The 14789-nt window shown below is 57.4% G+C and carries 10 protein-coding genes and 1 pseudogene; all 11 read right to left on the reverse strand.

Features of this window, described 5'->3' with window-relative positions; all coding sequences use genetic code 11:
* Positions 1–131: 131 nt before the first annotated feature.
* Positions 132–1459, reverse strand: a pseudogene (gene tilS, locus JFU37_RS06775) (tRNA lysidine(34) synthetase TilS).
* A gap of 129 nt (positions 1460–1588) precedes the next feature.
* Positions 1589–2536, reverse strand: a complete 948-nt coding sequence (locus JFU37_RS06780; RefSeq protein WP_201114307.1) for an acetyl-CoA carboxylase carboxyltransferase subunit alpha — start codon at positions 2534–2536, stop codon at positions 1589–1591.
* Between the two features lie 140 nt (positions 2537–2676).
* Positions 2677–6198, reverse strand: a complete 3522-nt coding sequence (gene dnaE, locus JFU37_RS06785) for a DNA polymerase III subunit alpha (RefSeq protein ID WP_201114309.1) — start codon at positions 6196–6198, stop codon at positions 2677–2679.
* A 76-nt stretch (positions 6199–6274) separates the two neighbouring features.
* Positions 6275–6901 carry a ribonuclease HII gene (gene rnhB, locus JFU37_RS06790; RefSeq protein ID WP_201116434.1) on the reverse strand — a complete coding sequence of 209 codons (627 nt, stop codon included), beginning with the start codon at positions 6899–6901 and terminating at the stop codon, positions 6275–6277.
* A gap of 11 nt (positions 6902–6912) precedes the next feature.
* A complete protein-coding gene (gene lpxB / locus JFU37_RS06795) occupies positions 6913–8043 on the reverse strand; it encodes a lipid-A-disaccharide synthase (protein WP_201114311.1) in 1131 nt (376 codons plus the stop codon).
* A 2-nt stretch (positions 8044–8045) separates the two neighbouring features.
* The gene (lpxA, locus tag JFU37_RS06800) at positions 8046–8822 is read right to left on the reverse strand and encodes an acyl-ACP--UDP-N-acetylglucosamine O-acyltransferase (protein ID WP_201114313.1); all 777 of its coding nucleotides are present in this window, start codon (positions 8820–8822) and stop codon (positions 8046–8048) included.
* The gene (fabZ, locus tag JFU37_RS06805) at positions 8819–9259 is read right to left on the reverse strand and encodes a 3-hydroxyacyl-ACP dehydratase FabZ (RefSeq protein WP_007907157.1); all 441 of its coding nucleotides are present in this window, start codon (positions 9257–9259) and stop codon (positions 8819–8821) included. Before fabZ ends, lpxA begins: the two co-directional genes overlap by 4 nt.
* A gap of 108 nt (positions 9260–9367) precedes the next feature.
* A complete protein-coding gene (gene lpxD, locus JFU37_RS06810) occupies positions 9368–10423 on the reverse strand; it encodes a UDP-3-O-(3-hydroxymyristoyl)glucosamine N-acyltransferase (RefSeq protein WP_201114315.1) in 1056 nt (351 codons plus the stop codon).
* A gap of 3 nt (positions 10424–10426) precedes the next feature.
* A complete protein-coding gene (locus tag JFU37_RS06815; RefSeq protein ID WP_008028980.1) occupies positions 10427–10930 on the reverse strand; it encodes an OmpH family outer membrane protein in 504 nt (167 codons plus the stop codon).
* A 45-nt stretch (positions 10931–10975) separates the two neighbouring features.
* A complete protein-coding gene (gene bamA, locus JFU37_RS06820) occupies positions 10976–13354 on the reverse strand; it encodes an outer membrane protein assembly factor BamA (RefSeq protein WP_201114317.1) in 2379 nt (792 codons plus the stop codon).
* Positions 13355–13430: 76 nt separating this feature from the next.
* The gene (gene rseP, locus JFU37_RS06825) at positions 13431–14783 is read right to left on the reverse strand and encodes a sigma E protease regulator RseP (protein WP_201114319.1); all 1353 of its coding nucleotides are present in this window, start codon (positions 14781–14783) and stop codon (positions 13431–13433) included.
* Between the last annotated feature and the right edge of the window lie 6 nt (positions 14784–14789).

Here is a 14789-nt window from a genome sequence, read left to right on the forward strand (position 1 = left end):
GGTTCGTTGCTCGCTACACATTTTTTGGAATCGCCCAGCAAAGACTGCTTGGTAATCGGCAACTCCTGCAATTCAGGCGAATCCACAGAAGTTGTATCAAGAAGGGAGCGTAGTCTACCGGAAAGCCCCTTTCAGCTCAAACCTTGATCGCAGGTGGTGGCTGCCAATGCAAATTCCAGCCCTCCTGCACGCTGCCGTTCAACCCCGGCAGGTTCGCCACTGCGAGTAATTGTTCGCCGCGATAAAGCAGCGGCAATCTGCCACGGGCGAAGCTCGGAACCCCACGTTCATTGAGCAAACGCTTAACATCCCGGTGGCCGCGACCAGGCAGATTCATGACCTCGCCTCCCTGACGATAGCGGATATGCAGCGGGCCGTCGGGGATTTGGCCCGTGAGCCTGAGTATCCCGTTATCTGGCAACTTCAACGATTTCGAGGGATCAGGCCAGTGAAAGGCAGGCAACGGATTGCGTAGCCAACAGCCCGACAGCCACCAGATACGGCCCCCCGTCCGATGGAGCTCGCCATCCGCCAGCCTCCAGATCGGACGTGCATCGCCGATGGCATCGCGCAAATCATCCCAACCCGACCAATGGTCGCTGTCCGGTAGTCGCGTCAGCGCTGTGAGCCAGTGACTCAACGCATTGCGCTGGCGAGCGGCGGAAAGTTTTGCAAGTGCCGCCAGCTCCAGAGAGGGCACGCCCAGCCAGGCGAAATCACTGACCGTATTGGCTTCGGCGAGATCGATTTGTGCCAGTTCGTTAAGCAACGCCTGCGCTTCATTCAAATGCGAAGCGCTACGCGCCATGCTCGCCATCGCCTGAGGCCAGCGCTCGGTCAATACCGGGAACACCTGATGTCGCAGGTAATTGCGTGAGAACTGTCGGTCCTGGTTCGAAGGGTCCTCGATCCAGTTCAAGTGATTCTCCGTTGCGTAGGCTTCAAGCTCTGCCCGAGTGACAGCCAGCAAGGGTCGCACCAGAAGCCCTCGCCCCACAGGTCGCTGGTTTGGCATTCCCGACAAGCCTCTCACCCCGGCGCCACGCAACAGCCGAAACAGCAGGGTTTCCGCCTGATCATCCTGGTGTTGCGCCGTCAGCAGCACATCATCGACTTGAGTCGCGTCAACGAATGCACCATAGCGCGCATCCCGGGCGGCACGCTCAAGGCTGGCGCCGCGCTGAACCTGAACGCGAACCACGTGTAGCGGCACACCCAGCGCATCACAGACCGACTGACAATGCTCCGGCCATGCATCAGCCGCAGCCTGAAGGCCGTGATGAATATGCAGGGCGCTGAGCGCCGGCAGGTTTTCGGTTTTTGCGAGGTGTGCAAGAAGGTGCAGCAGGACAGTGGAGTCGAGACCACCAGAGAACGCGATGCGCCAGGTTTTGGCGTTGCGCCAAGGTTTTAGATTAAGGAGCAGCCTGACTGGCAGATCATTCTTCGAAGGATTCATAGACGTCAGTCGCATCACTTAGACCCTCTGTAGGAGCTGCCGCAGGCTGCGATCTTTTGATCTTATTGCTTTTTCAAGATCAAAAGATCGCAGCCTGCGGCAGCTCCTACAGGGGTGTAGTGAGTACAGTTACAGACCGTAGCTCATCAGACGCTCGTAACGACGGGCCAGCAGCGCGTCGTTGTCGAACTTCTTCAACATCGCCAGTTGCGAGCTCAGCTCGGCACGGATCGATGCAGCCGCAGCGGCCGGATTACGATGTGCGCCGCCCAAAGGCTCGCCAATCACTTTATCCACGATACCCAGGCCTTTCAGGCGCTCGGCGGTGATGCCCATGGCTTCAGCGGCATCCGGTGCTTTTTCGGCGGTTTTCCACAGAATCGAAGCACAGCCTTCCGGCGAAATCACCGCGTAAGTCGAATACTGCAGCATGTTCAACTGGTCGCAAACACCGATCGCCAGCGCACCACCAGAACCACCTTCACCGATCACGGTGGCGATGATTGGGGTTTTCAGGCGGGCCATGACACGCAGGTTCCAGGCAATCGCCTCGCTCTGGTTGCGCTCTTCAGCGTCGATGCCAGGGTAGGCGCCCGGGGTGTCGATGAAGGTCAGAATCGGCATTTTGAAACGCTCGGCCATTTCCATCAGACGGCACGCCTTGCGGTAGCCCTCTGGACGCGGCATGCCGAAGTTGCGACGAACTTTCTCGCGCACTTCACGGCCTTTCTGGTGACCGATGATCATCACTGGCTGGTCGTCCAGACGAGCAATACCGCCAACGATGGCGGCGTCGTCGGAGAAGTGACGATCACCATGCAGTTCGTCGAACTCGGTGAAGATGTGTTCGATGTAGTCCAGGGTGTACGGACGTTTCGGGTGACGCGCCAGACGCGCGATCTGCCAGCTGGTCAGCTTGCCGAAGATGTCTTCGGTCAACGTGCTGCTTTTGTCCTGCAGGCGGGAGATCTCATCGCCGATATTCAGCGAATTGTCATTACCGACCAAGCGCAACTCTTCGATCTTGGCTTGCAGGTCGGCGATCGGCTGTTCGAAATCTAGAAAATTCGGGTTCATAGGCGTCCGTCTTGGGTCGACGTCCAAGTGAGCTTGGGTCGGCCGGTTGTCTATTCGCGCCCTACCTTAAGGGACAGGCGCGTTCAGGTCGAGATTAAAAATTCTGGTCGCGATCGGGCCACAATAATGGCACCTGACCGTTAACGGTATTGGAGGAAGACGTTGTCTCGCCCGAACTGGTCACGCAGTGCTTGAATCAAGGCATCCGCCGGGTCGATTCGCCAGGTCTCGCCAAACTGCAGCAAGGCCTTCGCATCGGGACTCGTGTACTCCATGGTGATGGGGCACGCACCGCGGTGACGCTTGAACAACTCGCCCAGCCAGCGTAGCTGATCGCCTTTCAAATCCTTGGTCTGCAACTTCAAGCGCAGGCTTTCGGCCAGGTTCGTGCGTGCATCCTCCATGCTCATCACCCGCTTGACCCGCAACCGCAGGCCGCCAGAGAAGTCGTCGTTGCTGACTTCGCCTTCGACCACCACCATCGCGTCGGTCTGCAACAGCGATTGCGCCGAATGGAACGCGTCGGCGAACAGCGAAGCTTCGATCCGCCCGGAGCGGTCATCAAGGGTAATGAACCCCATCTTGTCGCCCTTTTTGTTCTTCATCACCCGTAGCGCGATGATCATGCCTGCGACGGTCTGAGTATCCCGAGCCGGTTTCAGGTCGATGATGCGCTGACGGGCAAAGCGGCGGATTTCACCTTCGTACTCGTCGATCGGGTGACCGGTGAGGTACAAACCCAAGGTATCTTTCTCGCCTTTCAGGCGCTCCTTGAGGGTCAGCTCTTTCGCCTTGCGGTGATTGGCATAAACATCAGCGTCTGCCTCGACGAACAACCCGCCAAACAGGTCAGCATGGCCACTGTCGTGGGTGCGAGCGGTTTGTTCAGCGGCTTTGATCGCCCCTTCCATCGCATTCAGCAAGACCGCACGATTCTGGTCGATGCTCGCTTGATAGGCCTTCGATTCGTCATGAAAATACGGGCCCAGACGATCGAGCGCACCGCTGCGGATCAAACCGTCCAGGGTGCGTTTGTTGATACGCTTGAGGTCGACACGGGCGCAGAAATCGAACAGGTCCTTGAACGGACCCTCTTGACGCGCCTCGGTAATCGCTTCGACCGGTCCTTCACCCACACCCTTGATCGCGCCGAGGCCGTAAATGATGCGGCCTTCGTCATTCACCGTGAACTTGAACTCCGAAGTATTCACATCCGGCGCGTCGAGACGCAGCTTCATGGTGCGAATTTCTTCGATCAAGGTCACGACCTTGTCGGTGTTGTGCATATCCGCTGACAGTACCGCGGCCATGAACGGCGCCGGATAGTGTGTTTTCAGCCATGCAGTCTGGTACGACACCAGGCCGTAAGCGGCGGAGTGGGATTTGTTGAAGCCATAACCGGCGAATTTTTCTACCAGGTCGAAAATGTTACCGGCAAGATCGGCTTCGATATTGTTGGTCTTGCAACCTTCAATAAAACCGCCACGCTGCTTGGCCATTTCTTCAGGTTTTTTCTTACCCATGGCCCGACGCAGCATGTCTGCACCGCCGAGCGTGTAACCGGCCATGACCTGGGCAATCTGCATCACCTGTTCCTGATACAGGATGATGCCGTAAGTCGGCGCCAGAACCGGCTTGAGGCCTTCGTACTGGTAGTCCGAGTGCGGATACGCGAGCTCGGCGCGACCGTGCTTACGGTTGATAAAGTCGTCAACCATGCCTGATTGCAATGGGCCCGGACGGAACAGGGCCACCAGTGCGATCAAGTCTTCCAGGCAGTCGGGCTTGAGCTTTTTGATCAGCTCTTTCATGCCGCGCGACTCGAGCTGGAACACCGCGGTGGTTTCAGCTTTTTGCAGCAACTGGTAAGTCGGTTTGTCATCCAGCGGGATGAATGCGATGTCCAGCGGCGGTTCATCCACCTTGGCGCGGTCGCGGTTGATGGTTTTCAGTGCCCAATCGATGACCGTCAGGGTCCGCAGACCGAGGAAGTCGAACTTCACCAGACCGGCGGCCTCTACGTCATCTTTGTCGAACTGGGTTACCAGGCCATCACCGGCTTCGTCGCAATAGATCGGCGAGAAGTCCGTCAGCTTGGTCGGTGCGATCACCACACCACCGGCGTGCTTGCCGACGTTACGCACAACGCCTTCAAGCTTGCGGGCCATTTCCCAGATTTCCGCAGCTTCCTCATCGACCTTGATGAAGTCGCGGAGGATTTCTTCCTGCTCGTAGGCTTTTTCCAGGGTCATGCCGACTTCGAACGGGATCATCTTCGACAGACGATCCGCCAAGCCGTAGGACTTGCCCTGCACCCGCGCCACGTCCCGGACCACCGCCTTGGCGGCCATGGAACCGAAGGTGATGATCTGGCTCACCGCGTTGCGACCGTATTTCTCGGCCACGTAATCGATCACGCGGTCACGGCCATCCATGCAGAAGTCGACGTCGAAGTCGGGCATCGATACGCGTTCCGGGTTAAGGAAACGTTCGAACAGCAGGTCATATTCCAGCGGGTCGAGGTCGGTGATCTTCTGCACATAGGCCACCAGCGACCCGGCACCCGACCCACGGCCAGGACCTACCGGCACGCCATTGCTTTTGGCCCACTGGATGAAGTCCATAACGATCAGGAAGTAACCAGGGAACCCCATCTGGATGATGATATCCAGCTCGAAATTCAGCCGGTCGACGTAGACCTGTCGCTTGGCTTCGTAGTCTTCGGTGGTGTCCTTGGGCAACAGAACGCTAAGTCGTTCTTCCAGGCCATCGAATGACACCTTGCGGAAATACTCATCGATGGTCATGCCATCGGGAATCGGGAAGTTGGGCAGGAAGTGAGTGCCCAGCTTCACTTCGATGTTGCAGCGCTTGGCAATTTCAACGGTATTTTCCAGCGCTTCTGGAATGTCGCTGAACAGCTCGGCCATTTCCTCGGCGCTTTTGAGGTACTGCTGATCACTGTAATTCTTCGAGCGCCGCGGATCGTCGAGGGCGCGGCCTTCACCGATGCAAACGCGAGTTTCGTGAGCAGCAAAGTCTTCCTGCTTGATGAAGCGCACATCGTTGGTCGCCACCAGCGGCGCGCCGATTTTCTCGGCCAGGGCCACGGCGCCGTGCAATTGTTCTTCATCGTTGGGGCGGTTGGTGCGCTGGATTTCCAGATAGAAGCGGTCCGGAAACACCGCCATCCACTCGCGAGCCAGGTTTTCTGCTTCGGCTGGATTGCCACTGAGCATGGCCAGGCCGATCTCACCTTCTTTCGCCGCCGACAGCATGATCAAGCCTTCGCTGGCTTCGGCCACCCACTCGCGCTCGATGATGACCGAGCCATTACGCTGGCCGTCAATGAAGCCACGAGAGATCAGTTCGGTCAGGTTGCGATAGCCGACGGCGTTCATTGCCAGCAGGCTGATCCGGCTTAGGGCGTTGTCCGGATCCTTGTTCGACAGCCACAGGTCTGCACCGCAGATTGGCTTGATGCCCGCGCCCATTGAGGCTTTATAGAATTTGACCAGGGAACACATGTTGTTCTGATCGGTCACCGCAACGGCAGGCATGTTCATGCCGACCAGGGTCTTGACCAGCGGTTTGATCCGCACCAGACCGTCGACGAGGGAATATTCAGTGTGCAGGCGTAGATGTACGAATGAAGCCGGCATAGTGATCCTGTCTGTAAACGTGGAGACAACAAGGCCCGGATTGTACCGGGCCTTGGCAAAAACATCAGCCTTGCGACTAACTCTCGATCAGCCCTTCACGGGCCTCATACGCCAGACGTACGGGGGCGAACGAGCGTCGGTGAATCGGGGTCGGCCCCAAGCGGGCCAAGGCTTCCAGATGAACGGGTGTCGGGTAGCCCTTGTGGCCACCGATGCCGTAACCCGGGTAGATCAATTCGAAAGCAGCCATTTCACGGTCACGACTGACCTTGGCCAGAATCGATGCCGCGGCGATGGCGGGCACCTTGCCGTCGCCCTGCACCACCGCTTCGGCGCGCATGGACAGTTTCGGGCAGCGGTTGCCGTCGATCATTGCCAGTTTCGGCTGAATGTGCAGCCCTTCGATCGCACGCTGCATGGCCAACATGGTGGCATGCAGAATATTCAGCTCGTCGATTTCTTCGACTTCGGCGCGGGCGATGCAAAAGCTCAGGGCTTTTTCGCAGATTTCGTCGTAGAGCTTTTCGCGGCGGGCTTCAGTCAGCTTCTTCGAATCGTTCAGGCCGAGGATCGGACGGTTCGGATCAAGGATCACCGCTGCTGTCACGACGGCACCACAAAGCGGGCCGCGACCGACTTCGTCAACACCGGCAACCAACTCTTCAACTTCAGCGACCAAGGTGAAATCCAGCCCCATTTGCATACTTGTTCTACTCATTGTACGTGGCCGATCAGCGTCAGAACTGCATCCGCAGCCTGATTGGAGGCATCCAGACGCAAGGTGCGGTGAATTTCGTCAAAGCCGCGAGTCTGTTCTTCGCCGCCCTCGATCAAGGGCGACAGCGTTTGAGCCAGCGCTTCAACGGTCGCATCGTCCTGCAGCAACTCCGGCACCAACAGGCGCTGGGCTAGCAAGTTCGGCAGCGAAACGTATGGACTCTTAACCATGCGTTTGAGGATCCAGAATGTCAGCGGCGCCAGACGGTAAGCAACCACCATTGGCCGCTTGTACAACAGTGCTTCCAGCGTGGCGGTTCCGGAGGCGATCAACACTGCGTCGCAGGCTGCCAGGGCCAGGTGGGATTTGCCATCGAGCAAGGTCAGTGGCAGATCGCGGCCGGCCAGCAACTCTTCAAGCTGCGCACGGCGCTCGGGGCTGGCGCAAGGCATTACGAACCGCACGCCAGGGCGCAGGGCTCGCAAGCGTTGGGCAGTATCGAGGAACAACGCGCCCAGACGACCGACTTCGCCACCACGGCTGCCAGGCATCAGCGCGACTAACGGCCCGTCAGGCAAGCCAAGTTCGGCTCGCGCAGCCGCACGATCCGCTTCCATCGGGATGGCATCAGCCAGGGAGTGCCCGACAAACCGCACCGGGACGCCCTTCTCTTCATAGAATTTTGCTTCGAACGGGAACAGCGTCAGCATCAGATCGCAGCCTTCGCGAATCTTTAGCACGCGCTTCTGCCGCCAGGCCCAGACCGACGGGCTAACGTAATGCACGGTCTTGATCCCGGCCTGACGCAGCTTGAGCTCGATATTGAGGTTGAAGTCCGGGGCATCGATACCGATGAACACGTCCGGCTTTTCGGCGATCAGGTCTGCGACCAACTTCTTGCGCCGAGCCAGCAGCTCGCGCAATCGGCCCAGTACTTCCACCAGCCCCATGACAGAGAGACGTTCCATCGGGAAATACGAGACCAGACCTTCAGCCTGCATCAGCGGGCCGCCGACCCCCATGAACTCGACTGCCGGATGCTTAGCCTTGAGCGCGCGCATGAGTCCCGCACCCAGAATGTCACCGGAAGCCTCACCCGCTACCAGCGCAATACGCAGATTGGCCATGGTTAACGCGTGATGCCGCGAGTCGAAGACTGGATGGAATCACGGAACACCGCGACTTCCGGGAACTGAGCCGAGGGTTCAGCCAGTTCGGTAAGCGCCTGTTCGACCGTCAGGCCCTGGCGGTAAACCACCTTGTAGGCACGACGCAGGGCGTGAATCGCATCTTCGCTAAAACCGCGTCGGCGCATGCCTTCGAAGTTCATGCTGCGAGCTTCGGCCGGGTTGCCGAATACCGTGACGTACGCTGGAACATCCTTGCCAATGGCGGTGCCCATACCGGAAAAGCTGTGGGCGCCAATGTGGCAATACTGGTGAACCAGGGTAAAGCCGGACAGGATCGCCCAATCTTCAACGTGTACGTGGCCGGCCAGTGCGGTGTTGTTCACCAGGATGCAGTGATTGCCAATGACGCTGTCGTGGCCAATGTGGGCATAGGCCATGATCAGGTTGTGATCACCCAGCGTCGTTTCCGAACGGTCCTGAACGGTGCCGCGGTGAATCGTCACGCCTTCGCGAATGACGTTGTGGTCACCGATGACCAGACGGGTTTCTTCACCCTTGTACTTCAGATCGGGGGTGTCCTCGCCTACCGAAGAAAACTGGTAGATGCGGTTGTGCTTACCGATTCGGGTCGGGCCCTTGAGAATTACATGCGGCCCGATCACTGTCCCCTCGCCGATTTCCACACCTGCGCCGATGATCGACCAAGGGCCGACCTCGACGTCGTCGGCCAGGATGGCCGTCGGATCGATGATTGCGCGAGGGTCAATCAAACTCATAGTTTGCGTTCCGCGCAGATGATTTCAGCGGAGCAGACCGGCTTGCCATCGACTGAAGCCTGGCATTCGAACTTCCAGATCTGGCGCTTGCAGCTCAGAAACTTGGCTTCAAGGATCAACTGGTCGCCCGGCAGCACTGGCTGACGGAAACGCAGCTTGTCGGAACCCACGAAGTAGTAAAGGGTGCCGTCGGCCGGTTTCACGTCGAGCATTTTGAAACCAAGGATCCCGGCAGCCTGAGCCATCGCTTCGATGATCAATACGCCTGGCATGATCGGATGCGCAGGGAAGTGACCATTGAAGAACGGTTCGTTGATGCTGACATTCTTGTAGGCGCGAATGCGCTTGCCTTCCACATCCAGATCCACGACCCGGTCCACCAGCAGGAACGGGTAACGGTGAGGCAGGTATTCGCGAATCTCGTTGATGTCCATCATTTCGGGGGGAAGCCTATGTAAAGATTGGGAGCGCGCGACTGACGCGCACCCCTCTAGCAAATCAAGGAGGCAGTCTAGCGGCTGTGCACACTTGATATGGAAATGGTTTCAGCCATCTGATGAAGCATTACCGTCAGGGGTCACTTCCCCTACACGCTTTTCCAGCTGTCGCAGACGCCGCGCGATGTCATCGAGCTGACGTATGCGTGCCGCGCTTTTGCGCCACTCGGCAGCCGGTTGCATCGCCGTACCGGAAGAATATGAACCCGACTCGGTAATCGAGTGAGTGACCATTGTCATCCCGGTAATAAAAACGTTGTCGCAAATGTCGATATGCCCCACCAGCCCTACGCCACCCGCGAGCATGCAATGCTTGCCGATTTTGGTGCTGCCGGAAATCCCCACGCACGCGGCCATGGCGGTGTGATCACCGATCTGGACGTTATGGGCAATCTGAATCTGATTGTCGAGCTTCACGCCATTGCCGAGGATGGTATCGGCCAAGGCACCACGGTCGATGGCAGTATTAACGCCAATTTCCACGTCGTCACCGACCAGGACACCACCGATTTGAGCGATTTTCTGCCAAACGCCTTTCTCGTTGGCAAAACCGAAACCTTCGCCGCCCAGTACCGCACCCGACTGAATCACCACCCGTTTGCCAATGCGAACATCGTGGTAGAGCGTCACTCGCGGGGCGAGCCAGCCGCCCTCGCCAATTTCGCAACGGGCACCGATGAAGCAGTGCGCGCCAACAGTCACGCCCCCAGCAATACGCGCGGCGCTTTCGATCACCGCAAAGGCACCAATACTGGCTGTCGGATCAACCACTGCATCCGCCGCCACAACGGCTGTCGGATGAATACCGGCAGCGGCCTTGGGCTTGGGATCGAACAGATGGGAGACCCGCGCATAGGCCAGGTACGGATCAGGTACCACCAGCGCATTACCTGCAAAACCTTCCGCGTCAGCCGCCTTCAACAACAGGGCTGCAGCCCGGCTATCAGCCAGGTATTTACGGTACTGAGGGTTTGCCAGAAAGCTCAACTGAGCTGGGCCAGCCTCTTGTAAAGTGGCTAGCCCAGTAATTTCTTTCTCCGCGTCGCCACGTAGCGTGGCGCCGAGGAACTCGGCCAGCTGGCCGAGCTTTATAGTCACTGTCATGGATTACTTCAGCTGATTCATGCGCTCGATAACCTGGCGAGTAATGTCGTACTGAGGTTTGACATCAATCACTGCGCCACGCTCGAAGACCAGGTCAAAAGCACCTTTCTTGATGACTTCTTCCACAGCGCTGTCCAGTTTCGGCTTGAGCTGCTTCAGCATTTCACGGTCGGCAACGGCTTTGGCTTCGTTCAGTTCCTTGGACTGGAACTGGAAGTCACGGGCCTTTTGCTTGAATTCCAGCTCAAGACGTTCACGCTCGCCTTGTTGCATTTTGTCGCCACCGGCCATCAGACGGTCCTGAATGCCTTTGGCACTGCTTTCCAGTGTCTTGAGCTTGGTCAGCTGAGGACCGAATTTTTTCTCGGCATCCACGGCGTATTTTTTGGCCGCATCGGATTCCAGCAGAGCCATCTGATAGTTCAGAACGGCGATTTTCATGTCGGCAAAAGCCGGACCTGCTACCAATACGGTTGCCAGGAGAACCAATTGAGTCAACTTACGCACGATGCACTCCTACAAAATCCATTGTCGTTATCTTGGGTCAGACGCTTAGAACGTCTGGCCGAGGGAGAATTGGAACACTTGAGTCTCGGCATTGCTGTCCGGTTTCTTGACTGGCATCGCCAAGGCGAAGCTCAACGGACCAAGGGCGGTAACCCATGTCACACCGACACCCACCGAACTGGCCATATTGCTCAGGCTGATGTCGTTACACTGAGTGTTGGACTTCGAACCATCGGCGTTAGTGCTCTGCTTGCAAGACGAATCGAACACATTACCCACGTCCCAGAATACCGAAGTGCGCAAGGAACGCTGATCTTTCACGAACGGCAGAGGGAACAGAACTTCTACACCACCCTGAATCAGGACGTTACCACCAAACGGTAGTGGATCCTGGTCCGGGTCGACTGCGGTCCCCGGGTTCACGCCCCGGCTCGGCGTACTACGAGGCCCCAGAGTACTGTCCTTGAAGCCACGAACCGAGTTGAAACCACCAGCATAGTAGTTTTCATAGAACGGCAAGCCATCGGTCGAACCATAACCATCGCCATAACCCAGTTCGGTGTGAAGGCGCATGGTGTAGTTTTCAGACAACGGCTGGAACAATTGACCGCGGTAATCGAGCTTGAAGAACGACAAGTCGCTGCCCGGGGTCGTGGCTTCCGCGGTAAGACTTTGGGAGTGACCACGGGTCGCCAGTACACCTTTGTTCAAGGTGGATTCAGACCAACCGGCCGATGCCTTGAAGTTCAGGTACTGATCACCTTGCTGGTTAACGAAGTCGAAGATTTCGTCGACGGTGTAAAGACCGGTCTTGATCTTGTCTTGTTGCGCAGACAAACCAAACGTCAGACGTGAAGTCTCGCTGATCGGGTAACCGACGCTGACACCTGCACCCAGGCTGTCTACGGCGTAGCTGGCTACGTTGACATCGAGGTCTTTGTAGTCGGTGGTGCGATAGAACGCGTTGTAACCCAGGCTCACGCCATCAGCAGTCCAGTACGGGTCGACATAACCGAAGTTATAGCGGCTTTGGTATTGGCTTTTGGTCAAGCCGATACTGACCTTGTTACCGGTACCCAGGAAGTTGTTCTGCGTGATCGAACCACCCAGGATCAGACCGGCGCTCTGGGCGAAACCGATACTGGCGGTGATCGAACCGGAAGCCTGCTCTTCTACGCTGTAGTTCACATCAACCTGGTCATCGACACCCGGTACAGCCGGGGTTTCGACGTTGACTTCCTTGAAGAAGCCCAGACGCTCAAGACGGGTCTTGGACTGGTCGATGAGGTAGGTCGAAGCCCAGCCACCTTCCATTTGACGCATTTCACGGCGCAGCACTTCGTCTTCGGACTTGGTGTTGCCACGGAAGTTGATGCGGTTGACGTAAGCACGTTTGCCCGGATCGACAGCGAAGGTAATGTCTACGGTGTGATCGTCATCGTGAGGCTGTGGCACGCCGTTGACGTTGGCGAAGGTATAGCCTTCGTTACCCAGACGGCGGGTGATCAGCTCGGAGGTGGTGGTCATCAGCTTGCGCGAGAACACCTGGCCTTTCTGGACCAGCAAGAGGGACTTGACCTGGTCTTCTGGAACTTTCAGGTCGCCGCTCAGCTTGACGTCACGAACGGTGTACTTCTCGCCTTCGTTGACATTGACAGTGATATAGACGTGTTTCTTGTCCGGGGTGATGGACACCTGGGTCGAAGCGATATCCATATTGATATAGCCACGGTCCAGGTAGTAGGAACGCAGACGCTCCAGGTCACCGGAAAGTTTTTCACGAGCGTACTTGTCATCGTTCTTGAAGAACGACAGCCAGTTAGTCGTCTTGAGCTCGAACAGGTCGATCAGGTCTTCATCAGGGAAAACGGTATTACCCACCACGTTAATGTGCTGGATAGCCGCGACGGTGCCTTCGTTGATGTTGACCTTCAGCGCAACGCGGTTACGCGGCTGCGGCACCACTTCGGTGTCGACGGTAGCCGAGTAGCGGCCCTGAGCGACGTATTGGCGCTGCAGTTCGTTACGCACACCTTCGAGGGTGGCGCGCTGGAAGATTTCGCCTTCGGCCAGACCGGACTGTTTGAGGCCTTTCATCAAGTCTTCAGTGGAGATCGCCTTGTTACCCTCGATCTCGATACTGGCAACTGACGGACGTTCGACTACCGTGATGACAAGGACGTTGCCTTCGCGGCCCAGTTGGATATCTTGAAAGAACCCGGTTTTGAACAGCGCACGAGTGGATTCCACCAGGCGACGATCATCCGCCTGTTCACCGACGTTCAACGGTAAAGCACCAAAGACGCTACCCGCGGAGACCCGCTGGAGGCCATTGACGCGAATATCAGAGATAGTGAAGGACTCGGCGTGAACTTCGGCGATCATCAATACGGTGAGAACCGCAGTTAGCAGCAGACGTTTCATGAAGTCCTTTCTTATTCCAACTGGCAATAAACAAACTGCCGCAAAATGCGGCAGATTCGCAATTCAGCGAATTGTGTTACAGACGGCCCAAATCATTGACCAGAGCAAGCAACATCACCCCGACCACCAAACTGATACCGATCTGTATCCCCCAACCCTGCACCCGATCCGACAAGGGACGACCACGCGTCCACTCGATCAGATAAAACAACAAATGCCCCCCATCCAGTACCGGAATAGGCAACAAATTCAGAACCCCCAAGCTAATACTCAGATAAGCAAGGAAATTCAGGAAATCAGCGACGCCCGACTGGGCAGAAGCGCCCGCCACTTTAGCAATGGTTATCGGTCCACTCAAGTTTTTTACCGAGAGCTCACCGAACAACATTTTCTTAAGTGAATCGAGGGTCAGTACGCTCATGGTCCAGGTGCGTCGAGCCCCCTCTCCAATCGCGGCCATCGGTCCGTAACTGACCTCGCGAATCATCTCTGGCGGCCAATCGACAGCTTTCACCCCTGCCCCCAAATAACCGTTGGGTGCCTTGCTCTCGCCGCGAGCAGCCAGCGTCACAGGGACGTCGATTTGAGCACCATCGCGTTCAACGCGCAGCATGATTTTGGTATCGGGATGCATACGCACCGTATCGACCACCTGCTGCCAGTCATCCAGCGACTTGCCATCAAGCGCCAGCAACCGGTCACCAGTTTTCAGGCCCGCCGCCTGGGCCGGGCCTTTCGGATCAAGTTCGGCCAGGACCGGTGGCAACGCAGGACGCCAAGGGCGAATACCCAGCGAGCGAATCGGATCCGGCTCATCGGCTCCCTTGAGCCATTTATCCAACGCCAGCTCACGAGGTGAATCCGCCGTCGAGCCTTGCTCACGAACCAGCAACTGAAGGGTTCCGCTCTCCCCAAGGCGGCGGACCAACTGCAGATTCACCGCAGCCCACCCGGAAGTCGGTTCGCCATCGATGGCAACAATTTCCTGCCCCGGGCTCAAACCTGCCCCGGCCGCGAGACTTCCAGTCTCGACAGAACCAATGACTGGCCGCACCTGCTGGCTGCCGAGCATTGCCAGCACCCAGAAAAAAATCATCGCCAGCAAAAAGTTGGCAATCGGACCGGCAGCCACGATAGCAATGCGCTGACGAACTGATTTGCGATTGAAAGCCTGATCGAGCAGGTCAGCCGGCACTTCGCCTTCACGCTCGTCGAGCATCTTGACGTAGCCCCCCAGCGGAATGGCGGCGACGACGAATTCAGTGCCTTTCTTGTCGTGCCAGCGCAGCAACGGCATACCAAAGCCCACGGAGAAACGCAGCACTTTGACCCCACAGCGACGTGCGACCCAGAAATGGCCGAATTCGTGGAAGGTAACCAGCACACCCAAAGCCACCAGGGTGCCGACAATCATATAGAGCGCGCTCATCTACTT

The sequence above is a fragment of the Pseudomonas sp. TH41 genome (assembly GCF_016650695.1).
Taxonomy (GTDB): Bacteria; Pseudomonadota; Gammaproteobacteria; order Pseudomonadales; family Pseudomonadaceae; genus Aquipseudomonas.